This window comes from Flavobacterium psychrotolerans (genome assembly GCF_003097635.1).
In the GTDB taxonomy this organism is placed as follows: domain Bacteria; phylum Bacteroidota; class Bacteroidia; order Flavobacteriales; family Flavobacteriaceae; genus Flavobacterium; species Flavobacterium psychrotolerans.
In genome coordinates this window covers 64,366-88,625 of record NZ_QCZI01000002.1, presented here as the reverse complement: position 1 = coordinate 88,625, position 24,260 = coordinate 64,366, and the positions used below count along the sequence as shown (strand labels likewise).

The 24,260-nt window shown below is 35.1% G+C and carries 15 protein-coding genes; 5 read left to right on the top strand and 10 right to left on the bottom strand.

Features of this window, described 5'->3' with window-relative positions; all coding sequences use genetic code 11:
• Complete coding sequence (locus DB895_RS02235) at window positions 1-1,113, bottom strand: diphosphomevalonate/mevalonate 3,5-bisphosphate decarboxylase family protein (RefSeq protein ID WP_116723724.1); 1,113 nt, start codon at window positions 1,111-1,113, stop codon at window positions 1-3.
• Window positions 1,114-1,213: 100 nt separating this feature from the next.
• Between DB895_RS02235 and DB895_RS02230 the strand changes: the two genes are divergently transcribed.
• Window positions 1,214-1,690, top strand: a complete 477-nt coding sequence (locus DB895_RS02230) for a TspO/MBR family protein (protein ID WP_116723723.1) — start codon at window positions 1,214-1,216, stop codon at window positions 1,688-1,690.
• Between the two features lie 4 nt (window positions 1,691-1,694).
• Here DB895_RS02230 and DB895_RS02225 read toward each other — a convergent pair whose 3' ends face one another.
• The 9 genes from DB895_RS02225 to DB895_RS02185 form a co-directional block, all read right to left on the bottom strand.
• Window positions 1,695-2,903, bottom strand: coding sequence for a BaiN/RdsA family NAD(P)/FAD-dependent oxidoreductase (locus DB895_RS02225; RefSeq protein ID WP_116723722.1), 1,209 nt, complete (start codon window positions 2,901-2,903; stop codon window positions 1,695-1,697).
• Window positions 2,900-3,586, bottom strand: coding sequence for a glycerophosphodiester phosphodiesterase (locus tag DB895_RS02220; RefSeq protein WP_116723863.1), 687 nt, complete (start codon window positions 3,584-3,586; stop codon window positions 2,900-2,902). The genes DB895_RS02225 and DB895_RS02220 overlap by 4 nt, the downstream gene beginning before the upstream one ends.
• Window positions 3,587-3,655: 69 nt before the next feature.
• Window positions 3,656-5,332, bottom strand: coding sequence for an alpha-amylase family glycosyl hydrolase (locus DB895_RS02215; RefSeq protein ID WP_116723721.1), 1,677 nt, complete (start codon window positions 5,330-5,332; stop codon window positions 3,656-3,658).
• Between the two features lies 1 nt (window position 5,333).
• On the bottom strand, window positions 5,334-7,697 hold the full coding sequence (locus tag DB895_RS02210; RefSeq protein WP_243694613.1) for a glycoside hydrolase family 31 protein: 2,364 nt from the start codon (window positions 7,695-7,697) through the stop codon (window positions 5,334-5,336).
• Between the two features lie 88 nt (window positions 7,698-7,785).
• Complete coding sequence (locus tag DB895_RS02205; protein WP_116723719.1) at window positions 7,786-9,621, bottom strand: glycoside hydrolase family 13 protein; 1,836 nt, start codon at window positions 9,619-9,621, stop codon at window positions 7,786-7,788.
• A gap of 82 nt (window positions 9,622-9,703) precedes the next feature.
• Window positions 9,704-12,016: a glycoside hydrolase family 65 protein gene (locus DB895_RS02200; RefSeq protein WP_116723718.1), complete on the bottom strand. Its 2,313-nt coding sequence runs from the start codon at window positions 12,014-12,016 to the stop codon at window positions 9,704-9,706.
• 85 nt (window positions 12,017-12,101) lie between these two features.
• A complete protein-coding gene (pgmB, locus tag DB895_RS02195; protein ID WP_116723717.1) occupies window positions 12,102-12,761 on the bottom strand; it encodes a beta-phosphoglucomutase in 660 nt (219 codons plus the stop codon).
• A 15-nt stretch (window positions 12,762-12,776) separates the two neighbouring features.
• Window positions 12,777-14,108 (bottom strand): MFS transporter, encoded by a 1,332-nt coding sequence (locus DB895_RS02190; RefSeq protein ID WP_208012124.1) that lies wholly within the window; start codon window positions 14,106-14,108, stop codon window positions 12,777-12,779.
• Between the two features lie 174 nt (window positions 14,109-14,282).
• Window positions 14,283-15,302, bottom strand: coding sequence for a LacI family DNA-binding transcriptional regulator (locus tag DB895_RS02185; protein WP_116723716.1), 1,020 nt, complete (start codon window positions 15,300-15,302; stop codon window positions 14,283-14,285).
• A 322-nt stretch (window positions 15,303-15,624) separates the two neighbouring features.
• On the opposite strand from DB895_RS02185, the gene DB895_RS02180 reads away from it, so the two are divergent.
• From DB895_RS02180 to DB895_RS02165, 4 genes are all read left to right on the top strand, one after another.
• The gene (locus DB895_RS02180) at window positions 15,625-18,543 is read left to right on the top strand and encodes a SusC/RagA family TonB-linked outer membrane protein (RefSeq protein WP_116723715.1); all 2,919 of its coding nucleotides are present in this window, start codon (window positions 15,625-15,627) and stop codon (window positions 18,541-18,543) included.
• Between the two features lie 18 nt (window positions 18,544-18,561).
• Window positions 18,562-20,178: a RagB/SusD family nutrient uptake outer membrane protein gene (locus DB895_RS02175; RefSeq protein WP_116723714.1), complete on the top strand. Its 1,617-nt coding sequence runs from the start codon at window positions 18,562-18,564 to the stop codon at window positions 20,176-20,178.
• A 19-nt stretch (window positions 20,179-20,197) separates the two neighbouring features.
• Window positions 20,198-21,361, top strand: a complete 1,164-nt coding sequence (locus DB895_RS02170; protein WP_116723713.1) for a SusE domain-containing protein — start codon at window positions 20,198-20,200, stop codon at window positions 21,359-21,361.
• 67 nt (window positions 21,362-21,428) lie between these two features.
• Window positions 21,429-24,260: an alpha-amylase family glycosyl hydrolase gene (locus DB895_RS02165; RefSeq protein ID WP_116723712.1), complete on the top strand. Its 2,832-nt coding sequence runs from the start codon at window positions 21,429-21,431 to the stop codon at window positions 24,258-24,260.

The window sequence follows — 24,260 nt, the reverse complement described above, 5'->3', positions numbered from 1 at the left end:
TCAATTATTAATTATCAATTGACTTCCAATTCCAATTTCGTCACAAATGTACTGACCATTTTGACAATAGCCAACTAATTCGTCCTTAATAAATTGCAAAACTTTTTCGCATACGTTTTCGGGATACAAAACATGAACGTTGGCGCCTGCGTCTAATGTAAAACAAATGGGGATTTTAGTTGCATTTCTGAATTTCCAAATCGCATTGATGATTTCCAACGTATTGGGTTTCATCAAAATGAAATAGGGCATCGACGTCATCATCATGGCATGCAATGTCAGGGCTTCACTTTCAACGATTTTGATAAATTCGTCTAAATTTCCATTTTCAAGTATTGTCGAAAGTTGGTCTAAATTTTCATGCGCCTGTGCAAATCGCCTTTCGGCAAAAGGGTGGTTGTGCATGAGATCATGTCCAATAGTGCTCGAAACCTGCTTTTCTCCTTTGTCAACCAGTAAAATAGTATCTTGATAGTTCTTGAAATTTTCGTGAATGACATTCGGGAATTCCACGCCAAACAAATCAGAACTTCCTTTTATATTGGCATGAGTTCCCCAAACCACAACACTTCCTTTAATGCTTCTGCAGGCACTTCCGGAACCTAATCGAGCTAGAAAGGATGCTTTCTGATAGAAATAGTCGTCTGTCATTTCCGGATTCAATGCTTTTTCCAAACTCATGAAATTCATTGCTAAGGCTGCCATTCCGGATGCCGATGAAGCAATTCCAGAACTGTGGGGAAACGTATTTTGAGTGTCTATCGTAAAATGATAGGCTGCTAAAAACGGTAAATATAGATGAACTCGTTCCAGAAATTTTTGAATTTTTGGCTTGAAATCTTCTTTTGGTTTTCCTTCAAAAAACAAATCGAAAGAAAAATCAGCCTGCACAGCGCATTTCGAAGTGTCATTTTGTCTTTTAACGAAAGTCAATTTGGTAATCGTTTTACAATTATTCAAAGTGAAACTCACCGATGGATTCGCTGGAATTTGCTTGTCTTTTTTGCCCCAATATTTAACCAAGGCAATATTACTTGGCGCGCTCCATGTAAAACTTCCTTTCTCAATGGTATTGGAATAAGTCGCTGAAATAAAATCGTTTGCTGAAAACATGATTTTTGAAATTTAGGCAAAGATACTTTTTTTGATTTTACCTTCATTTCTTTATTTGTCGAATCGCAGTTAAATTGACTAAATTTGATGAAAATTTATCATGAACAAGTACGTAAAAATTTTAATTTTCGTTTTGACCTGTGTTGGTATTGGATATGTATCGGGAATGGTGACGCGTTCCAGTGTGGTAACGTGGTTTCCAACTCTAGTTAAACCCAGTTTTAATCCGCCAAGTTGGGTTTTTGCACCCGTTTGGAGTTTGTTGTATATTATGATGGGAATTGCGGCAGGTTTGGTTTGGAGTCGAATGGATTTTGAACGAGAAGCTGTTAGAAAAGCTTTACTTTTTTTCGCAATTCAATTGGGTTTAAATGGCCTTTGGTCAATATTGTTTTTTGGATTGAAAAACCCTATGTTGGCTGGTGTAGAAATTATCTTGTTGTGGTTGATGATTTATGAAACCTATATCAAATTTGGAAAAATAGATAAAATTGCAGGCTATTTATTTATTCCGTATTTACTTTGGGTAAGTTTTGCTTCGGTTTTAAATATTAGTATTTGGTGGTTGAATAGATAGGTTTTCAAACTGCATTCGCCACAATAAACCCACTTGTCCAAGCATTTTGAAAATTAAATCCGCCAGTAATCGCGTCAATATTCACGATTTCTCCCGCAAAATAAAGGTTTTCATGCAGCTTGCTCTCCATGGTTTTGAAGTTGATTTCCTTTAGATTGATTCCGCCTGCAGTTACAAATTCTTCCTTAAAAGTGCTTTTCCCATTGACTTGGAAAGTAGCATTTGTCAATTGATGGACCAAATTTTGCAGTTGAATTTTAGATAAATCGGCCCACTTAGTTTCAGATTCAATTCCAGAAGCAAGTACCAAACTTTCCCAAAGTCTATTTGGGAACTCAAAAGGTGATTTTTTAGAAACCGCTTTTTTAGCGTGTTCTTGTTTTAAGTCTTTCAATATTTTTTCGGTATCCTCTACATCCAAATCATTCAGCCAATTAACATAAATGGTAAATTGATAATTTTTATCGAATAAAATTCGGGCACCCCATGCCGATAGTTTTAAAATTGCCGGGCCGCTCATTCCCCAGTGCGTAATTAATAAAGGTCCCGTTGAAGTAAGTTTAGTGTCTTTTACTGTTACCGTAACATTTGCCGCAACTCCAGGCAATTCTTTTATTCTCGTGTCTTTAATGTTAAATGTAAATAGGGACGGGACGGGGGAAACTATGGCATGGCCAAAAGTTTGCAGCAATTCCCATATTTTATGGTTGCTGCCTGTGGCTAGAATCAACTTTTCGGCAATGTATTTTTCGTTTTGGGTTTCAATTTTCCAGAAATTTTCCGCCTTGAAAATGGACTGCACACTTTGTCCTGTTAGAATTGTAATTCCCAATTTATTTGTGGCCTGTAGGAAACAATCAATTATGGTTTGTGAGGAATTAGAAACTGGAAACATGCGCCCATCAGCTTCAATTTTGAGTGCTACTCCGTGTTTTTCAAACCATTCAATTGTATCTCCCGAACAAAATTGATGAAACGGACCGCGCAATTCTTTCTCGCCACGCGGATAAAATTTCACCAGTTCATTGGGTTCAAAACAGGCGTGGGTTACATTGCACCTTCCGCCTCCGGAAACACGTACTTTGGACAAGACTTCCTTGCCCCGTTCCAAGATTGCTACTTTCAACTTCGGGTTTTTCTCTACGATATTTATGGCAGTAAAAAATCCAGCGGCTCCACCGCCAACTATTATGATGTCAAAATTTTGGTTCATACTCTATCTGGAAAATCTGAAATTATTCCGTTTACATTGAATGATTTAATTTTTTGAATGTCCTCCATTTCATTGATGGTCCAAGAGAAGATCGATATTCCTTCATCATGCATTTGCTTTGTATTCTCTTTGGTTAACAAATGAAAATAGGGGTGAATCGTTTCTGCTTTAATAAATTTGGCAAAAGCCAATGCTAAATCCAAATTGGTTTGGGTTAAAACTCCTACCGGAATTTTCGAATTCAGTAAACGGACTTCTTGTAAGGCATTCCAATCGAAACTTGAAATAAGAAAACGCCTGTAATCCCAGTTTTTATTTAAAACATAACGTTCAATTAGTGCAACAACAGGCTTTGCTGTACCATTTCCCTTCAGTTCAATATTGATGAAACACTGTTGGTTTACCAAATTGAAAACTTCAGTCAGAGTAGGGATGGTTTGTTCCTTTTCAATTTTAAACTTTCTCAATTCGGACAAAGATAGTTTATTTACTATTCCTTTTCCGTTGGTAGTTCTGTCAATTGTATCATCGTGAATGACAATAATTTCTCCATCGGAACTCAAATGTACATCGAGTTCTATTCCGTCAACAGCCATATCAATCGCTTTTTGAAACGAGAGCAGCGTGTTTTCGGGTGCATATCCTTTTGCACCGCGATGTCCAATTTTAAGGGTTTTATTCATGTTTTTTAAAGTGTAAACATAAAAAAACGCCTTCATTTCTAAAGACGTTTTGATAAGAAATAATTGAAATTATTTTTTTAATTCTAACAATACAATATCAAAGGCACTATTGATAATTACTTTTCCTTTTGAAACGGTCACTACTTTTCCGGAATAAGTATCTTTAATAACTGTTCCATTTTTGAAAACTGAGCCAACAGAAATCATTTTTTTACCTATTGGTAAATCCAATCCAACTACAACATTATCCTTAAAATTTCCTTTAGTAAAACTTCTGCTGAACGTATAGGGTTGAGCTGAAATTACTTTGTGCATTCCCGCTCCAACAGCTGGATGGTTTTTTCTAAATTGTCCTAATTTTTGCCAATGCAACAGTGTTTTTTGTGTTTCCAGATTTGTTTTTACGTCTTCCCAATTCATAAACGAACGCAAAGTGGCATCGCCTTGAGTTCCCTCAATCACTAAGGAACGGCCTGTTTCGTCCCCATAATATACTTGGGAAATTCCAGGAGAAAGCAATAGTTTTGTGCCGCTTTCGATGCTTTTGTCTCGTTTAGGATCAAATGGTGTTCCGTCATCATGTGATGATAAATAGTTCAAAACACTGTAGCCTTTCAATTCAGTGTTCAGTTTGTGGGAATATTTAGAGAATATATATTCGTAATCTTTCTTAGCGTCCCATTTGAATTCAAAATTGATCATGTTATTGAATCCATTTTGATAATAGTTGACTTTTTTATCACCAAAATCGAACAATTGTCCGCCACTGATACCGTAATTATAAACCTCGGCAATTGTGTAAAACGGGTTGTTATCCAATACTTTGGTGGGGTTGTTCTTTTTCCAATCGGCAAAGGCATAGTCACATTGTATTTTAAAATCTGCCCAAACACTTTCGTCAGTATGTTTTACGGTATCGGCTCTATAGGCGTCAATACCAAATTTGGTGATGTAATCTGTTAGCCATTTTATGATATAATACTTGGGAGTTCTAGGATATCCGGTTCTTTTAAAAAACGCATCCAAAGATTTTGTTTCTTGTTCGTAACGTCCTTCACTTTTCCATTTATCGATCAAGAAAGGAGGAAGGGTAACTTCTTTTGTACTTTCCGTTCTCACATCTGGAAGATTGGCCACCAATGTGCATTCTGTCGTGTTTTGAAAAGTATCATATTTGCATTGGGGACCAGTTCTTACCCAGTCCTCTGGCCAAACAGTATCAACATCGGTAACTGGGCCAGTGTGATTGATAACGCCATCCAGAACGATACGAATTCCTTTTGCATGTGCCTTTTTCACTAATTCAGCCAAATCTTTTTCGGTTCCAAAATTTGGATCCAGTTTTGTCCAATCTCTTGTCCAATACCCATGAAATCCATATGAAAGGCCGGTTCCTTCATCCACGCCGTTATGAATTTGCTCTACAATCGGAGTTAACCAAATAGCGTTGATCCCTAATTTGTCAAAATAACCGTCATCAATCTTTTGAATTACTCCTTTGATATCTCCCCCTTCAAAACCGCGTAATTTTCCGGTTGGCTTGTCTCTGTTGAAATTGATATCTGTAGAGGTGTCACCATTATTAAAACGATCGGTCATTAAAAAATAGAGATTGGCACCTTCCCAAACGAAAGGAGTTTTTGTTTTTGATTTGGTTTCCACAGCGGCAATTTTTTTTGTTTGGGCTAATGTAGGAGTCGTGTTAAAAAGAAACGATATTAAACAGAGTAGGGCAATTTTTTTCATGTTATAATTGAATTTTAATTTCTTTTGGCAATCCTTTTTCCCACATTACTGGAATTTGTATGTTGCTTTTGTTTCTTTTGAACGGAGTATTTTTACCGTCAATAGTTACTTTTTTTGCTTTGACGTTATGTATGGTTAAAGCCACATTTTTATCTGACGATTGATAATTTTTTCCTATTTCTGAATTAAATTGGATTGTCAAGTTTTTTATAGTTGCAACACCACTAAAATTCAATAATTCATATTCGCCCTTTTCGAAAGCATTAGGAGTTGTCCCATTGTCATTATATATTCTCCCTAGGCTTTTGGAGGTTTTAGGATCAAAATAATAATGCAAATCAAAGTTGGCCAACGAATATTTTGAGGTGTTTTGGATAGTTTTTATCATTGGAATGAAAGCGCCGCCACGTACAAATACCGGAAGATGATCCTCTGAAGTTGCAATATCTTCAGTTTTTCCAGCTAAATATTTTCTGTCTGAATAAAAATCAAACCAATTGTTCTTGTTGGGAAAATAGACGGATGTTTTCGTGATTCCAGCCTTGGTAATTGGGGTCACTAAAAAGTCATTTCCCCAAAGGTAGGTTTCACAAACGTTTAAAAGTTTATTGTTAGAAGGCTCTTCAAAAAATAAAGGACGCATTAGTGGAGTTCCTTTTTGATTGTTTTCAAATGCTAAAGTATAGTTGTAGGGCAACATTTGGTACCGCAATTCGATTTGTTTTTTTGCTTTTGCTTTGGTTGCTACATCTTTATATACGGGTTCAGAAGCCACATCTTCTTGTGCATGCGGACGGTAAACCGGTTGAAAAACACCGTATTGCAACCAGCGGATGTACAATTCGTTATCAAAATAATCTCCGGCAAATCCCCCTAAATCAGAGTGCATATAGCCCATTCCCTGCATTCCCATTTGTAGCGCAATTTCTGTTTGCGATTGCAACCCGCCCCAGGTTCGGCTCACATCTCCAGACCAAGGAATCATCCCAAAGCGTTGTGAACCCGAATAACCGGAACGCATCAAGATAAACGGACGCTGGTTCGGAAAATCTTTTTTATACCCTTCGGCAACTAATTTTGCCCAATTGTGTCCGTAAATATTATGTACTTCATCGGCTTTTCCGGCAGCCGTGAATGCTTTTGAAGGGAAAACTTCGGGCTCACCCAAATCTCCCCATAAGCCACCGACTCCTTGATTGATTAAGTTTTTGTAGATATTCCAAAACCAATTTGCTCCTTCTGGTTTAAAAATGTCCACCAAGCCGGTGTTTCCAAAATAAAAATCATATATAAAAGGATTTCCAGATTCGTCTGTAGCCAATACTTTTTTATTGACTGCTTCTTGCCATTTGCTTGAAGTGGTGAGAACAAAAGGCTCGGTAATCAAAACTGTTTTAACTCCTTTGTCATTCAAATCGGCAATCATTTTTGATGGATTCGGAAATTTTTCTTTGTCAAAATCCAAATTTCCCATGGTTCCTTGAACCGTTTTTCCAAACCAATACAAGTCAAGAATTATGGCATCAACAGGAATTTCCTCTTTGTTGAACCGATCGATGGTTTTTCGAACCTCTTCTTCAGAATGATACCCAAATCTACTGGAAAAATTACCTAAAGTCCAACGTGCAGGCAAAGGTTGTTTTCCTGTTAAATCAGTGTAACTGGAAATTAAATCGGCCCAGGAATCTCCTGCAATTACTTGATAGGTTTTCCTGCCTGATATGGTTTCATAGGCTAAAGTATTGTTTTTAGTGCTATCTAAATCCAAATATCCAATTGGGGCATTGTCAAAATGGACGGCATACATTTTTGATGACATGACAAGTGGCATGGTGAAATTCATCAGTTCAGCACGTGTTTCATAGCCATAATGTGCCCGATTGTACAATTGCAAACGGTTGCCGCGTCGGTTCATACCTAAAGCTCTTGCTCCACCACCATATAAGGTTTCGGTTGGATTTAGATTAAAATCTAAAATTTCGGTAGAATCCTTTTTTGTATACCCGTTTTTTTCCGACAGTAATTCTTTGTTTTTATAGGAATATGAAATTTTAAAAGGAGCCTTTTGTATCGAAATTATAATTCCACTGGTAGAATAGGTTATTAAGTTGTGTGCCTCAATCACTTTTGAGCTTTCATTTCTTGGTTCCAAAACTACGGCATGAGAAATTGGATTGAATGTTTCTCCATTTGGAATAAAAGACGTTTCTACAATTTTTCCGGTATACGGTTTTATAACATATAAACCATCGGAGGTCTTTACTTCTAAAGTATTGTTTGTTTCTTTATAGTTTTCAAATTTTCTATTTACATTTTGGGCAAAGGAAATAGTTGATGCCATTAGTATAATAAGGAGTTTTTTCATTTTTATTTATTTTGAACAATCTAGTGTATTCAATTAATCTAATTTTACAGATGTTTTCCTTTCAGTCTGTCTTGGTATTGTTCATTATTTAATTCAATTCTAATATCAAAACCGATTTTCCTTCAATAAGAATATCACTTTTTAAATCAATTGATTTTCCGGAAATAATCTCTTTTCCGGAAGTATTATTTTGAATGCTTTCCTGAAATCGACTTGTTTTTAAGGATTGACTGTTAACATTGTTATTCATAATTACCATAATCGATTTGTTATCAGTGTATCTAAAATAAACATAAATATTGTTTTCAGGTACGTAATGTTTCATTTTGCCAAAATGTACTGCTTCATTCGTTTTTCTCCAAGTAAATAATTTAGAAGTGAAGTCAAAGAATTTTTGTTGCTCTTCAGTTCTGCCGGATTTTAGAAATGCGTTATTGGCATCACCTTTCCATCCGCCAGGAAAATCTTTTCTGATTTCGGAATCGCCTTTGCTTTTGTCACCATTCATCCCTATTTCAGAACCATAATACAATTGAGGAATTCCTCGAACTGTTGCAATTAAGGCCATAGCCATTTGGTATTTTTTGAAATCGTTTTTATAAATAGTATTGAGACGATTGGTATCGTGATTTTCTACGAAAGTCATGATGCTGTTTGGGTTCGGGTACAAGAAATCGTTGGTGAAATTCTCGTAAAATTTTATCATACCCTTTTCCCAGTTGGCTTCGTCTTCATTGAATACGGTTCCTGCGGCATCCTGCAAGGTAAAATCCATGACGCTTGGTAAATAGGAATTGTAATTTTCTATTGCGCCAATTTTACTGTCTTTTTGCCAAAAGGCCATTTGTGCCTGATTGTGCATCCAAACTTCTCCAACAATATTGAAATAGGGATATTCATCAGTAATTGCCTTGGTCCATTTTGCAATACCCACTTTATCATTGTATGAATAGGTATCAACACGAAACCCATCCAAATCAGCATATTCTATCCACCAAATCGCATTTTGTATAAGATAATTCAATAGTAACGGATTGGATTGATTCAAGTCGGGCATTGATTTTACAAACCAACCGTCCATGCACATTTTAGCGTCAATATCAGAGGCATTTTTATCGAATTGGGTGGTCATTTTGTAATTAGTTTGTGCATAACCGGGAAATTGATGCAACCAATCGTAAGTTGGTAAATCTTTCATCATCCAATGTTCAGAACCCCAATGGTTGGTGACATAATCCATGATCAATTTCATGTTTCGCTTGTGCAACTCCGAGGATAATTTCAGATATTCTTCATTAGTTCCAAATCTCGGATCGATTTTATAGACATCTGATTGTCCATACGTGTGATAAGAATAGCGTTTGTCATTGTCTTCGCAAAGTGGCGTTGGCCAAAGAGCAGTTGCACCCAATTCCTGAATATAATCTAAATTTTGTATCATTCCCTCGATGTCGCCACCGTGTCTGCCACCGGGATTTTTTCTGTCGGCTTTTTCAATCACAGATTTATCGCTGTCATTATTGGGATTTCCGTTTGCAAATCGGTCGGACATTACCAGATAAATCATGTCTGAAGCATCATAACTTTTGCGTAAAGCAGCATTTTGTCTTCGTTGTTTTAGGGAATATTTTTTTGTGAAAGTGACTTTCTTGTTTTTAGAAAAGGAAAAAACAAAATCTTGAGCCTGAATGTTTTTTGTGTCGATGGTTACGAAAATGTAGTTAGGATTTTCGGTTTTTTGAACGTTTTTTATAATAATGGCGTTGGAAACAGCTACTTCATATTGAGCGATATCTTTTCCATAGAACATAATCTGTACTTCTGGATTATGCATGCCAGCATACCAAAACGGAGGTTCTACTTTGTCAATTTGGGCAAATAGTTGTGATGAAATGAAAAGTACCAGTAGAAATATTTTTTTCATGACTCAATTTTTAAATCAATAAGGCATCAAGTCAATTAAGTTTTTTCTTAATGTAACCCAATGCCTTTATAGTTGTTTTAATTTAAACGGTTACCAAACTATTTGGTTCCACTAAAATAGGTGTTCCATTTACGAATACAGTAAGCTCTTTAGAACCTTCAAGAGAAAATTGGGTATCATTGTGATTAATGGAAACTTTTAATATTTGGTTTCTGAAATTAATTTTAAAAGAATAGCCTTCCCATTCTTTTGGAATTTTTGGAGAAAAATGAAGGGCGTCGTTTTTAACGCGCATTCCCCCAAAACCTTCCACAATACTCATCCAAGTTCCAGCCATGGAAGTGATGTGACAACCTTCTTCCACTTCTTTATTGTAATCGTCAAGATCCAATCGAGATGTTCTTAAGTAGAAAGTATAAGCCATGTCCATCTTGTCCAATACAGCTGCCTGAATGGAATGTACACAAGGAGAAAGTGAGCTTTCATGAACGGTAAACGACTCGTAGAATTCAAAGTTTCTATTCAATTCTTCTTTAGAGAAATGCTCTTCAAAGAAATAAAAACATTGCAAAACATCGGCCTGTTTGATGTATGGGGAACGTAAAACTCTATCCCAAGACCATTTTTGATTTATTGGCCGTTGTGAACGATCTAAATCTTTAACAGGGACCAAATCTTTATCTAAGAAGCCATCTTGTTGCAGATAGATTCCAAGTTCTTCCGATTTTGGAAAATACATCCCATTGGATACTTTTTTCCAATCTTGCAATTCTGCATCCGAAAGATTTACTTTTTCCATGATGCGTTTATGGTCTGACGGATACTCTAAGGATACTTTTTGAATTTGTTCGTAAGTATAATCCAAACACCATTTTGCAATATAATTGGTATAGAAATTATTGTTTACGTTATTTTCATATTCATTAGGACCTGTAACTCCCAAAATCACATATTGATTTTTGTTTTTTGAAAACGAAGCTCTTTGGTGCCAAAAACGGGCAATTCCAATTAAAACTTCCAAACCTTTTTCAGGAATATAGGAGTAATCACCCGTAAAACGGTAGTAGTTAAATATAGCAAAAGCAATAGCGCCATTTCTGTGAATTTCTTCATGGGTAATTTCCCATTCGTTATGGCATTCTTCCCCATTCATGGTCACCATTGGGTATAATGCTGCTCCGCCACCTTTTTTGAAACCTAAATTATTTTGCGCATTTTCAATGGCTTTATCTAATTGATTGAAACGATAGGTCAATAAATTTCGGGCTACTTGTTGGTCTTTTGTTGCCATGTAAAACGGAATGCAATACGCCTCGGTATCCCAATAAGTTGAACCACCATATTTTTCACCTGTAAAACCTTTTGGTCCAATATTCAATCGAGAATCTTTTCCCAAATAGGTTTGGTTTAATTGAAAAATATTAAAACGAATTCCTTGTTGTGCTTTTACGTCTCCATCAATTGTGATGTCTGACATTTCCCAGATTTTTGCCCAAGCATCAATTTGCTCTTGCAATAATAAATCGTATCCTTTCGTTAAGGCGGATTTAATTACATTTGAAGCAGCAAGTTGTGTGTTTTCATGATTTAGGGAAACGGTATAACCTCCAATTTTTCGGATTGAAGATTTTTCGCCTTTAGCAACAGAAATCGCATAGATGAATTGTACTTTGTCTTTACTGGACTCTACATTTTCTGTCGTAAGATTTAAATCTTTACCGTTCAGAAAAATGCTGTTTTGCATGAATGTTGTTGCTATGAAATGTGTTTTAAATGTTCTAGCAGTTACAAATGCCTCGTTTTTATTGTGTTTTACATCTAATGGCTCCCAGAATTTCTCTTCCCAGTTAGCATCTTCATTGGTTACTCCTGCATCAATATAAGGTTTGTAAATTATTTTGGCATCCTTATTTAAAGGAGTGACTTCATAATTAATAACACCAACTTCATCTAAATTTAATGAAAGAAAACGACGCACATTTACGGCAATTTCAGTTCCATTTTTTAAAGTGGCTTCAAAAGAACGGTTATACCAGCCTTCTTTCATGTTCAACTCGCGACGGAAGTTATTGACCGCTGTACAGGCATTTAGATTAAAATTTTCACCATTGATTTCTACGTCAATTCCAATCCAATTGGGAGCGTTCAATACCTTAGCAAAATACTCAGGATAACCATTTTTCCACCATCCCACTTTAGTTTTGTCTGGATAATAAATTCCAGCAATATAACTTCCCTGGAAAGTCTCTCCAGTATAATTTTCTTCAAAATTGGCCCGTTGACCCATGGCGCCGTTACCAATGCTAAATAGGCTTTCTGACGACTTTACGCTCTCTACATCAAATCCTTCTTCTATGATGGACCAATTGTCTGGTTTAATATAATCTTGGTTCATTTTTGTTTTGTTTATGCGTTTATAAATTATTTTTGAAGCTGTTTGTGGTTATTCAGCTTTATTCTTGCAAAGGTTAATTAAAATGTTATTTTTTAATCAAAGCTTCTATAAAATTGGTGTCAATGTTTGTAAAATCACGGAATATGTATTTTGCTTCATGCAAAACGGTTTCTTCTCCAATGCCTACACTTGTCATATTTGCAATATTTGCGGCTTGTACTCCTGCTACTGAATCCTCGAAAACAATTGAATCGGCGTTACTTGCATGCAACAATTTAGCTGCTTGAAGAAAAACTTCCGGGTCTGGTTTTGCATTAGAAACATCATTCCCGTCAACAATTACGTCAAAATAATGAAGTATTCCCGTTTTTTCAAGTATAGGTTTTGCGTTTTTGCTTGCCGAACCCAAAGCAATCCCTTGTTTTTTTTCTTTTAGGAATTTTAAAATTGGCATTACGCCAGGCAAGATTTCACTTTCATCCATATCTACCAAGTAAGATAAATAATCTTCATTTTTTTGAACGAGCCATTTGTTTTTATCTTCTTGTGAAGCCTGAATTTTGCCTAATTCCAAAATTAAATCAAGAGAACGCACACGGCTAACTCCTTTTAATTGCTCGTTATGTTGGTGTGTAAATTCGATACCCAATTGATTTGCGATTTTTTGCCAAGCCAAATAATGGTATTTTGCTGTGTCAACAATGACTCCATCTAAGTCGAATATAAATGCTTTAACCTTTTCCATCTGAATTATAATAATTTATTTAACGGTTGACAAATTTTCTTTAACAAAAAATACTGCCAGACCCGCTGTCAACATTGAAACTCCTGCAATAACTATGATAACCATTGGGTTACCTCCAAAAAAGGCAATTAAGGTGCTGCCTAATATTCCTGCCGCAATTTGAGGCAATGTTATTGTTGCATTGAACAAGCCCATGTAGACCCCCATTTTGTCTGCAGGTAATGACCCTGATAACATGGCGTAAGGCATAGCTAATATTGCTGCCCAAGCCAAACCTACTCCTGAAATGGATAGCAATAATATATTTTTATCATGTACAAGAAACATTGACATTAGACCAATTCCTCCAAGTAACAATGAAAAACTATAGGTTTTTTTCCTGCCTAATGATTTTGCTATTTTTGGGATCAATAAAGAGTATATAGCGGCTACGGCACTGTAAAAGGCAAAAAGAACGCCAGTCCAATCTCCTGCTTCGTTAAACCCTATAGATTTTGGGTCTATGGCTTCTGGACCCCAAACTTGATTGGCGATGGCCCTAGTGGTATATACCCACATTAAAAACAGGGCAAACCATGAAAAAAATTGTACAAAACCCAATTGCCAAAATATTTTTGGAGCATTTCCAATCAATTTAAAAATACTTGTTTTTTCTTTGGTTTCTTTAGCCTCTAAATCTATTTTATTATATAATGCATGCTCTTTAGGGCCATATTCTTTTGTTCTAAATACAGTCCATAAAACCGTAATTAATAGAATTGCTCCTCCAATATAAAACGACCAAATTACTGATGCTGCTACTTTTTCGCCTTCGGCAGGTACATTTGCTACTCCCGCTTTAGCAAGAATCCAAGGTAACATAGAGCCAAAAACCGCACCGAAATTAATTAATGCACTTTGCAAAGAGTAACCAAGGTTACGTTGCTCGTCATTAACCATGTCGCCAACAAGCGCTCTAAAGGGTTGCATGGTAACATTAAAAGAAGTATCCATTAATAATAGCATAGTAGCGCCAAAAACTAATGGGGGTAATAGATAGGTAAAATTTTCAGCATTTGGCATGAAAAACATGGCCAAAGCCGAAACTATTGCTCCACCAAATATAAATGGGATTCGTCGTCCAAGTCTTGTCCAAGTTTTATCGCTCGAAAGTCCAATTATAGGTTGCACAACCAAACCCGCTAGAGGGGCTGCTAGCCAAAAATAACCTATGCTATGAACATCGGCACCTAAAGCTTCTAAAATCCTACTTGTATTTCCATTTTGCAGCGAATATCCAATTTGGACTCCTAAAAATCCAAAACTTAGATTCCAAATTTGCCAAAAATTTAATTTTGGTTTTTCCATTATCGTATTTTTATTGATTGATACGATAAGCGCGATGCTTATCAAAACTTAATTAATATTTCGAAGTAAAAATATAAGTTTTGAAATGGGGGTAAAAGTAATAATTTATTTTAATTGTTGAATTTTAATTTTAATATTATTTTTAAAATCGATATTTTCATCAAATTGCCCGAATTAAAGGGTAGATTCTCGTTCCACAAGATGGGTTCCAATTACTTCTGTTTTATAATGTTCTTCATCTTCCTCTTCAGATTCGAGCCTCTCAATGAGCATTATGGCTGCTCTTTCTCCCATTTTGATTTCATTTTGGCTTACGGTAGTAATGCTTGGAGAGGAATATTTTGAAATCATTCCGTCAGTGAATCCTATTATAGATATGTCTTCTGGGATCTTTAATCCTAATTTATTTGCCGATTTTATGGCGGTAACTGCAAATAATTCATTTACTGCAAATATGGCATCAAACGTATTGTTCTTTAATAATAGTTCAATTTCATCCGAGCAGTTATCCATGTCTTCAATTTTCAGGATTAGGCTCTCGTCAATTGGGATGTTGTTACTTCGTAATGCTTTTAAGTATCCTTCAGTTCTTAGTTTTCCTACACTTATGTAGTCGATTGTTGAAATGAGTGCAATTTTATTAAATCCTTTATCGATCAAGAATTGTACAGCTTCAAAAGCAGCTAAATTATCATCAATTATTACTTTGTCGCTTAAAATATCATTAGCAACCCTGTCAAACATTACAACGGGCATTCCTTGATTAATGACTTCACTGATGTGATGAAAGTCCTTTTTTTGTTGAGTTTCTTTAGACAGTGACATAATAAATCCGTCGATGCTTCCATTGGCAAGCATTTCCATATTGATGACTTCTTTGTCAAATGATTCATCGGACAAGCAAACGATTACATTATATCCTTTTTCATTGGCAATATGTTCAATTCCGCTGATCACGGTGGCAAAAAAATGATGAATAATTTCAGGGATAATTACTCCAATCGTTTTTGTTTTTTTATTTTTTAAACTTAACGCAATCAAGTTAGGTTTGTAGTTGTATAATTTGGCAAATGCACGCACTTTTTTTCGGGTATCCTCACTTATTTCCGGACTGTCTTTGAGTGATTTTGAAACCGTAGAAATTGACACGTCCAACTCTTTTGCAATTTGTTTTAATGTGACTTTTCTTTTCATAATGTGGTTTAAATTTGGTTTTTAAAGAATAAGGAACAATCTGGTTTAGAGAAAATCAGAATGCTTAATATTGTGTTTTTGTTAAATTAGTTATATCTAATTATAATAGGCAAATAGCATTTTCTGAATAAAGGTAAAATTTATTTTCACATTATGGATTTTTACCCATAAAAAAATATAAATTTGAAAAAGTTTTCAACACTATCACGTTTTCGTGCGAATTTTAACACCTGTTTTTTTTCAACAAAGGTTAATTTAACTAAATTTAACGTTCGAAGTAAAAATATAAGCACAAAATTAACTTTTAACTTAAACAAAATGTATGAAAACAATTTATAAAAAGTTGTTATTTTTATTACTATTCCTGCCATTTAGTGTCCTTGCGCAGGGTACTGTTGAAGGCACTGTTTTAGACTCTAAAACCAACCAGCCAATTCCGGGAGTAAATGTAATTATTCAAGGTACTGGTAATGGTACTTCAACAGATTTCGAAGGTAAATTTAAATTGCCAAAAGTAAAGAAAGGGGATAAAATCGTTTTTTCTTATATCGGATACAAAAATTCAACAATTTCTTATGATTCACAAAAAGCCTTAACCGTTAAGCTTGAAGAAGAGTCTAACCAGTTACAAGAAGTGGTGATTCAAGTTGGTTATGGTTCTGTAAAAAAGAAAGACGCTACTGGGTCTGTTGCTTTAATCACAACCAAAGACTTTAATAAAGGAGCCATAACAAGTGTGGATGGATTGTTAAGCGGTAGAGCTGCGGGGGTTGTGGTAACTTCTTCAGGAACTCCGGGTAATGATGCAACAATTAGAATTCGTGGAGGTTCTTCATTGCTTGCAAGTAATGATCCGTTAATTGTTGTTGATGGATTGCCAATTGACGGAGGAATGTCTGCTATAAATCCTAATGATATCGAATCATTTTCCATATTAAAGGACGCGTCAGCAACTGCAATTTATGGTAATAGAGGCTCGAATGGGGTGATTTTAATTACCACCAAAAAAGGATCTAAAAAAGATATGCAGGTTTCTTTCAATACGTTTACTACCTTAAATACATTAGCGAAAAAAATTGACGTTTATTCGGCAGATGAATTCAGAACATTAATTAATGAAAAAGCACCTCTTAAAGCAGGTCTTTTAGGGAATTCAAAAACGGATTGGCAGAATGAAATTTTTAGTAATTCTTACACTTCCGATATCAATTTATCTATTTTAGGGAATCTTTTTAAAACGGTACCGTCAAGACTAACCATAGGAAATACAGATAATAATGGAATTTTGGAAACGTCTCATTTTAAAAGATCTACCGCTTCTGTTGCATTAAATCCAAGTTTTTTGGACAATCATTTAAAATTCAATGTAACGGGAAATTATTCTTATACTTATAGACAAAATGCAGATGAAGGTGCTATAGGAAGTGCCATTTCATATGACCCAACACAAACGGTTTATGATCCTAATTCTATTTATGCCGGATATACGGAGTGGGTTATTGGGGGAGTTCCAAAAGGGACCTCAAATCCCGTAAGTATGTTAAAAGAAGTAAGAAATATTGGAAATCAATATAGACTTTTTGGAAACATTAATATTGATTACAAATTTCATTTTTTGCCTGAGTTAAGAGCTATTATCAATGCAGGTATGGATAATCAACATGGGGATGGTTCTGTAAGAGTGAATCCTTTGTCAAGATCAGGGTACAACAATAGTCCATTATTGCCAACTTCACAAATTGGATCTTATTCGGAAACTTGGTTTGATAACAAAAATAAAAATTTAAATGCCCAGTTAAATTATACCAAAGCATTTGGGAAATTAAATGTTGATGTATTAGGGGGTTATGAATATCAACAATTTGATTACCAGAATTATTATTCCGGGAATAGAAAACTTTTTGGTTATGGAATGGATGAGGAAAATAAAGAAGATGTTTACACGGATCCGGGGAATAACTTGCAAGCCTTTTTTGGTCGTTTAAATTTAGGTTATAACGATAAATATTTATTGACAGTTAATTTTAGAAGAGACGGTTCTGCTAGGGTTTCGCCAGTCAACAAATGGGCTAATTTTCCTGGAGTTGCTTTTGCATGGAAAATCAAAGAAGAAGGTTTCCTTAAGGATTCCAAAACTTTTTCTGATTTAAAATTAAGATTAAGTTATGGTGAAACGGGTCAACAACAAGTGCCATTTGCATTGGCTTGGATAAAAAAATATAGCACATCAGGCAATAATTTTTACCAATTTGGGAATGAGTTTGTAATCATTTCTAAACCAGATGGTTATAATGAGGCTTTAAAATGGGAAAGAAGTTCCAAATACAATGTGGGACTAGATTTTGGTTTTATTAACAACAAGTTGAAAGCTACAGTAGATGGCTACTTTTCTAAAACGAATGATTTATTTGCAAACACAAGAAGAGGTGCATTACAAAATTTAGGTGTTTATGGACCTACAAATGTTGGGTCTCTTGAGTCTAAAGGGGTAGATTTTGGATTGAATTTTCAGGCAGTTCAAAAAGATAATTTTGATTTAAGCTTAAATTATAATCTTACCTATAATCATACAGAAATTACAAGTTTGGCTACTGATAATGATCCTCAAGGAGGGGTGGGTTTAGGTGCTTTTGCTCAAATTAATAAAGTTGGATTGGCTCCATTTTCGTATTGGTTGTATGAACAAGTCTATGATCAAAACGGTAAGCCTATTGAAGGGGTGTTCGTAGATAGAAATGGAGATGGAAAGGTTGATAGTAGCGATAAATACAATTACAAAAAACCTCAAGCCGACGTGACTATGGGTTTTATGGTAAATGCTACATTCTATAAAAATTGGGATTTTTCCATGTCATGGAGAGCCAGTTTAGAAAATTATGTATATGATGATGTTAATGCAAGTAGAGCTTTCTTAGGAGGGATTAATGATACTTTTAACGGTACCGTGAGTAATTCACCAGTAGATTACACTAATACAAATTTCATTGCCGCTTCTAAACAATCAGATTATTATATTAAAAATGCCTCGTTTTTAAAATTAGACAATGTGACCTTGGGATATAATTTCAAATCAATTCTACAATCAGAAAAAAATTCATTAAGGGTATATACTGGGGTTCAGAATGTATTAACGATTACGGACTATAAGGGTATTGATCCAGAAGTTTTTAATAATGGAATTGATGGTACGATTTTCCCTAGAGCAAGAATGTTTATGTTGGGTGTGAACGCTAATTTTTAATATTAAAAATAAATTAAAATGAAAAGTATTATAAAAATAACGAATTTAAGATGGATATTTATTTTATCTCTCTTGTTTTCATTGAGCTCTTGCCAAAATGATTTGAATCTTGTTACTAAAGATGACGATCAGGCACTTAGCGAACAATTTTTCGCAAACAATCCAAACTCGTACAAGCAATTTTTGGCAAAAATTTATGCGGGTTACGTGGTAACTGGGCAAACTGGTCCTGCCGGGGATTCTGATTTGGGATCATCAGTAGATGAAGGATTTTCTCAATACTTGAGAGGCTATTGGCAATGTCAGGAATTAACGACTGATGAAGCTATAATTGCTTGGGGAGAAAGTGACAACAAAACGATTAAAGATTTGAATTTTAATACTTGGGATAAAGACAATGTTTTTACGGAAGCTTTTTTTGCCAGAGTATTTTACCAAATAGGATTGTGTAATGAATTTTTAAGAGAAACTACTGATGCAAAACTAAATACTAGAGGAGTAAGCGGAGATTTGAGAAGTCAAATATCTAAATTTAGAGCTGAAGTTCGTTTCCTTAGAGCATTAACCTATTATCACGGAATTGACATTTTTGGTAAATTACCCTTCATGACAGACGCTGATCCTTTAGGGATTAAACCACCAATGCAAAGTAGAGAATTTATTTTTAATTTTATTATAGCAGATTTGGGTGCAATTGATGGCGATTTAGCTGCTCCTAAAACCAATGAATACGGAAGGGCAGATCAAGCGGCGGCTTGGATGTTAAAAGCGAAATTATTACTAAATTCAAAAGTATATACAGGTGTAGACAGAAGTCCTGAAGCTTTAACAGCAGTTAATAAAGTAATTAGTTCTGGATATTCTATCATTACTAATCGTTCTAAATTATTTCAGGCTGACAACAATACCAATGGAGCACAAAACGAAATTATTTTCCCATTATGTTCAGATGGTCTTAAATCACAAACATGGGGAGGAATGACCTATCTGGTTCATGCAAGTTGTGATAATGCAGTGGGTAAACTATTAGGAGTAGATTCCGGATGGAAAGGGTACAGAGTGCGAAAAGAATTTTATGAATCTGTAGGAACTGACGATGCTCGTGTTGCCTATGTTTCTGGAAATACGGATCCGGCTTCTATAACCACTCCAAGTGTTGACTCTGATCCAAATGCGTTTAATCAAGGTAAAAAGCTTACAAAATTTACCAATATAAGATCAGATGGTGCATTAGCACAATCAGTTAGTATGCCAGATACTGATTTTCCTTTATTTAGAATGGGAGATGCTTATTTAATGTATGCTGAATTGGCGGCTAATGGTTTTGGAGATAAAACAATTGCTAAAGGCTATATAAATGATTTAAGAACAAGAGCAAATCCAAGTGCTGCAACGGTTACAGAAAGCGAAGTAACTCCTGACTTGGTTTTAAATGAAAGAGCCAAAGAATTATATTGGGAAGGTTGCAGAAGACAAGATTTAATTCGATTTGGCAAATATTTAAGTGGTTATAATTGGGAATGGAAAGGCGGCGTTCAAACGGGCGTTTCTTTACCAGAGACTAAACTTCTTTTTGCTATTCCTAGCAGTGAGTTAAGAGCAAATTCAAATTTATCACAAAACCCGGGTTATTGATATTAAATAATTATATACAATGAAAAATATTTTAAAAATAACATTTTTTGCATTTTTACTAATCTCATTTGGTTCATGCACTGAAAGTATTGATCCATTAGTTTCTCCTAACGGATTAACGTTTCATGCTCCAACCAATAGTGGGCCATATGTTTTATCATCAGATAATGGCGATAATGATGTAACCACTTTAAATTGGGAAGCTGCCAACAGTGGTCTGTCCACAGCTTCGGCTTCAACTAAATATACATTAGAAATTGCAAAAAGTGGTACTAATTTTGCGTCACCTATAACCGCAAGTACTAGTTCGTCATTATTGACATTTCTTTGGAAAGAGAGTTACTTGAACACAATACTTGTAGACAATGGTTTTCTACCTTATGTATCTGTAGATATAGATATTAGAGTAAAATCAATTATGGGATCGGGATCAAATAAATTTATCCAATATTCTAATGTAATTACTGAAAATGTAACGCCTTTTGCGATTCCTACGTTAGCTTTTACAAAAGATTCACAAGATCCCGCAACAGCACCTATTTTATTAGCTTCTGGATTTTTCAATAGCGATTATGAAGGCTATATGTGGTTAGAACCTGGTGATTATAAATTTTTCACATCGGTATTAGGTACATTTTCAGCTTCAAATCCATTTTATGGAGATAATGGAAGTGGTTCACTTGTCTCGAATGGTGTAGGAAAAAAAATTACAAAACCTGGACACTATTTAGTAAGAGCAAACATAAAAACCACCGGTACTGGGGCTATGACTTATTCTGCCAATTATATAGAAGCAATCGGAGTTTTCGGATTAGCAGTAAAAAGTAATCCGGGTTCGGCTAATATGGTTCCTATGGTTGATGTTAATAACAATAACATTTGGAAAATCACTATTGATTTGTTTAAAGGAAGAAAATTTAGATTTAAATCTAAATATTTCATCAGTTTGTTACCAACAACTCCACCATCTGTTTTAGATAACCCAACAGTTAATCCAACGTTTTCAGTTTTAGGAAATAAATCAGAAGATAATTCTATTGTTGATATTCCTTTACCGGCGACAACTGGAGGTGAAATTACAGTGCCAGGAGATAGTGACGGTACTAAACAGAAATACGATATAACAATAGATGTAAGTAAACCAGGAAATTATACTTATACTCTGACTCTAAATCCAAATTAAAATTTTTTTAAATCTTTAAAAAAGGGCTATTTTATATAGCCCTTTTTTTATCACAACAACATTAACCATGAAAAAAATCGTATTATTAACTTGTATTTTTAGTTTGTTTACCACATTAGTGTTTTCTCAAATTACAACAACTCCGGCTCCAGCAATTGCAAGTGGAGCGGTTACTATAAATTTTGACAAGACAGGAACTCCTTTAGCAGCTTACACGGGTGTGATATATGCGCACATGGGCATAACGGTTAATGGTGTGCAATGGACACGAGTTATAGGTGCTTGGGGAAATAATACGAACCAACCCGCATTGACCTTAGTCTCTGGTACAACCTATAAATTAGACATTATACCTGATTTATATACTTATTTTGGAGTGCCTACTACAAGTACAATTACGCAAATTTGCGTGGTGCTTCGAAATGCTTTAGGTACTGCTAAAACAGCAGATACTTTCTTAAATGTTGGCGCTTTTCAAGCTACGTTAACTGCTCCTCTTTTGAACAGTACCACTATCGTTAATTCAGGAACAAGTTTAACCATCACAGCTAACAACACCAATGGTGATGCCTCCTATAATTTATTGGTAAATGGAACAAGTGTCAATACTTTTTCAGGTTCAGTATATTCTTTTACTGACGATAATATCATTGCTAACAAAAGTTATGATTTACAAATAACGCAAGGAACAACTACTTTTTCAAGAAAATTTTCGGTAATTGTGAATCCTGGAACTGTTTCCCAAGTGATGCCATCTGGTTTGGAAGACGGAATAAATTATAATTCTGGCGATGCAACAAAAGCTACTTTAGTGCTTACCGCTCCAGGAAAGGATTTTGTGTATGTTGCAGGAAGTTTTAATAATTGGCAGCCTACAGGAGTTTATTCCATGAAAAAAGATGAAGCTACAGGAAAATTTTGGTTGGAATTAACGGGATTAGTTTCAGGCGCAACAAATTCATATCAATATTGGGTTGTGGATCAAACTCCAACGACGAATTCTCCGGTATTGGTTAAAACTGCTGATCCTTTTTCAACTTTAGTATTGTCTCCTTATGATGATCCCTATATTCCATCGGCAAATTATCCAAATATTCCGGCCTATCCAAAAGGACAAGAAAGAGAAGTTACCATTTTGAAAACAGGAAAAACACCTTACAATTGGCAAATAACTAATTTTACTAAACCTGAAAAAGAAAAATTAGTGGTTTATGAACTTTTAGTTAGAGATTTTGATTCTAACAAGAGCTTTCAAAATTTAATTGATAGAATTGATTATTTTAAAAATTTAAAGATTAATGCCATTGAATTAATGCCGGTAATGGAGTTTGAAGGGAATGAAAGCTGGGGTTACAATACCTCGTTTCATTTGGCTTTAGATAAAATGTATGGAACGGCAGATAAATTTAAAGAGTTGATAGATTTGTATCATCAAAACGGAATTGCAGTAATTCTTGATGTGGCATTGAATCACGCATTTGATAGAAATCCAATGGACAGAATGTGGATGTCTGATCCTGATGGTGATGGTTGGGGTGGTCCAGCCTCTGACAATCCGTATTTTAATGTTACTGCTACTCACAGTTACAGTGTTGGTAATGATTTTAATCATTCCTCTGATTACACAAAGTACTATACAAAACGCGTTATTAAACAGTGGATAGAGGAATTTCATATCGATGGGTTTCGTTGGGATTTAACCAAAGGGTTTACTCAGAATTGTACGGGTAGTGATGCATGTACCAATTCCTATCAACAGGACAGAGTAGATATTTTAAAAGATTATGTGGATTATTCTTGGAGTTTAGACCCTTCGCATTATGCTATATTTGAACATTTGGGAGCAGCTAATGAAGAGCAACAGTGGGCAAATTATAGAATTAATGAAACTCCAAGTAAAGGAGTGATGATGTGGAGTGAGCAGTTTGCACCCTATACTCAATTAATAGAAGGAAATGGAGGGAACAAAAGTATTTCAGGAATGAATAATACCTCTAAAGGTTTTACGAAAAGAAGAGTGCTAGGCTATCCAGAAAGTCACGATAAAGACAGACTAATGTTTCAAGCGCGTCAGTACGGAGCTTCTGCGGAAATAAAGACATTAGCCGGTGCCTTAAAAAGGATGGCTTCTATTGCCGCTGTTTCATTACCAATTCCTGGACCAAAAATGATTTGGCAATTTGCGGAACTGGGTTGGGATTCCTCCATATATACCTGTACAGACGGAACTTATAATGACGAAACAGCAACAAAACCATATGATTGTAAATTGGCCACAAAATCGGTTTACCAATGGTCTCAAAGTTGGATGACTGTTCCGGAAAGAAAAGCATTATATGATACGTATGCAAGAATCAATGATTTGAAAATAAACGAGGCTGTATTTAACGGAAGTGTGACTGTGAATTCAGGAACTTTTACGCCGTCAATTTATATTTGGGACGATGCCATTCCAAGCACGAGTCTTAAAAACGTAGTGATTTTATCGAATTTCAATACCACTGCACAAAACATAACAGGAAACTTTCCTTATGTAGGAATATGGTACAACTTGATGGATAACACGCCTCTAGTAGTTAATGCAACAACGGATCAAATTACTATTGAAGCAGGTGGATTCAGAATGTACGGAAACAAACCAACAACTTTGGCAACAGATACGTTTGAAACCATGAATCAGGTGAGTTTGTTCCCAAATCCATCGTCCAATTATTTTACAATAAATACGAATACAACCAAGGTTCAGATTTATTCAATTACAGGCCAATTGGTAAAAAGTTTTGGCAAAAAATCTAATGAATATCAATTTGAAATCGGAGATTTAAAAAACGGAATTTATTTGGTTAAAGCGTCAGCCGAAAATAATCGAGAAAAAACCATGAAATTGATTAAACAATAA

Bases quoted from the DNA above. Each gene is read 5' to 3' on its own strand.
- DB895_RS02235 (WP_116723724.1), bottom strand. From the start codon at position 1,113: ATGTTTTCAGCAAACGATTTTATTTCAGCGACTTATTCCAATACCATT.
- DB895_RS02220 (WP_116723863.1), bottom strand. From the start codon at position 3,586: ATGAATAAAACCCTTAAAATTGGACATCGCGGTGCAAAAGGATATGCA.
- DB895_RS02180 (WP_116723715.1), top strand. From the start codon at position 15,625: ATGAAAACAATTTATAAAAAGTTGTTATTTTTATTACTATTCCTGCCA.
- pgmB (WP_116723717.1), bottom strand. From the start codon at position 12,761: ATGGAAAAGGTTAAAGCATTTATATTCGACTTAGATGGAGTCATTGTT.
- DB895_RS02170 (WP_116723713.1), top strand. From the start codon at position 20,198: ATGAAAAATATTTTAAAAATAACATTTTTTGCATTTTTACTAATCTCA.
- DB895_RS02225 (WP_116723722.1), bottom strand. From the start codon at position 2,903: ATGAACCAAAATTTTGACATCATAATAGTTGGCGGTGGAGCCGCTGGA.
- DB895_RS02205 (WP_116723719.1), bottom strand. From the start codon at position 9,621: ATGAAAAAAATATTTCTACTGGTACTTTTCATTTCATCACAACTATTT.
- DB895_RS02210 (WP_243694613.1), bottom strand. From the start codon at position 7,697: ATGAAAAAACTCCTTATTATACTAATGGCATCAACTATTTCCTTTGCC.
- DB895_RS02200 (WP_116723718.1), bottom strand. From the start codon at position 12,016: ATGAACCAAGATTATATTAAACCAGACAATTGGTCCATCATAGAAGAA.
- DB895_RS02175 (WP_116723714.1), top strand. From the start codon at position 18,562: ATGAAAAGTATTATAAAAATAACGAATTTAAGATGGATATTTATTTTA.
- DB895_RS02165 (WP_116723712.1), top strand. From the start codon at position 21,429: ATGAAAAAAATCGTATTATTAACTTGTATTTTTAGTTTGTTTACCACA.
- DB895_RS02190 (WP_208012124.1), bottom strand. From the start codon at position 14,108: ATGGAAAAACCAAAATTAAATTTTTGGCAAATTTGGAATCTAAGTTTT.
- DB895_RS02185 (WP_116723716.1), bottom strand. From the start codon at position 15,302: ATGAAAAGAAAAGTCACATTAAAACAAATTGCAAAAGAGTTGGACGTG.
- DB895_RS02215 (WP_116723721.1), bottom strand. From the start codon at position 5,332: ATGAAAAAAATTGCCCTACTCTGTTTAATATCGTTTCTTTTTAACACG.
- DB895_RS02230 (WP_116723723.1), top strand. From the start codon at position 1,214: ATGAACAAGTACGTAAAAATTTTAATTTTCGTTTTGACCTGTGTTGGT.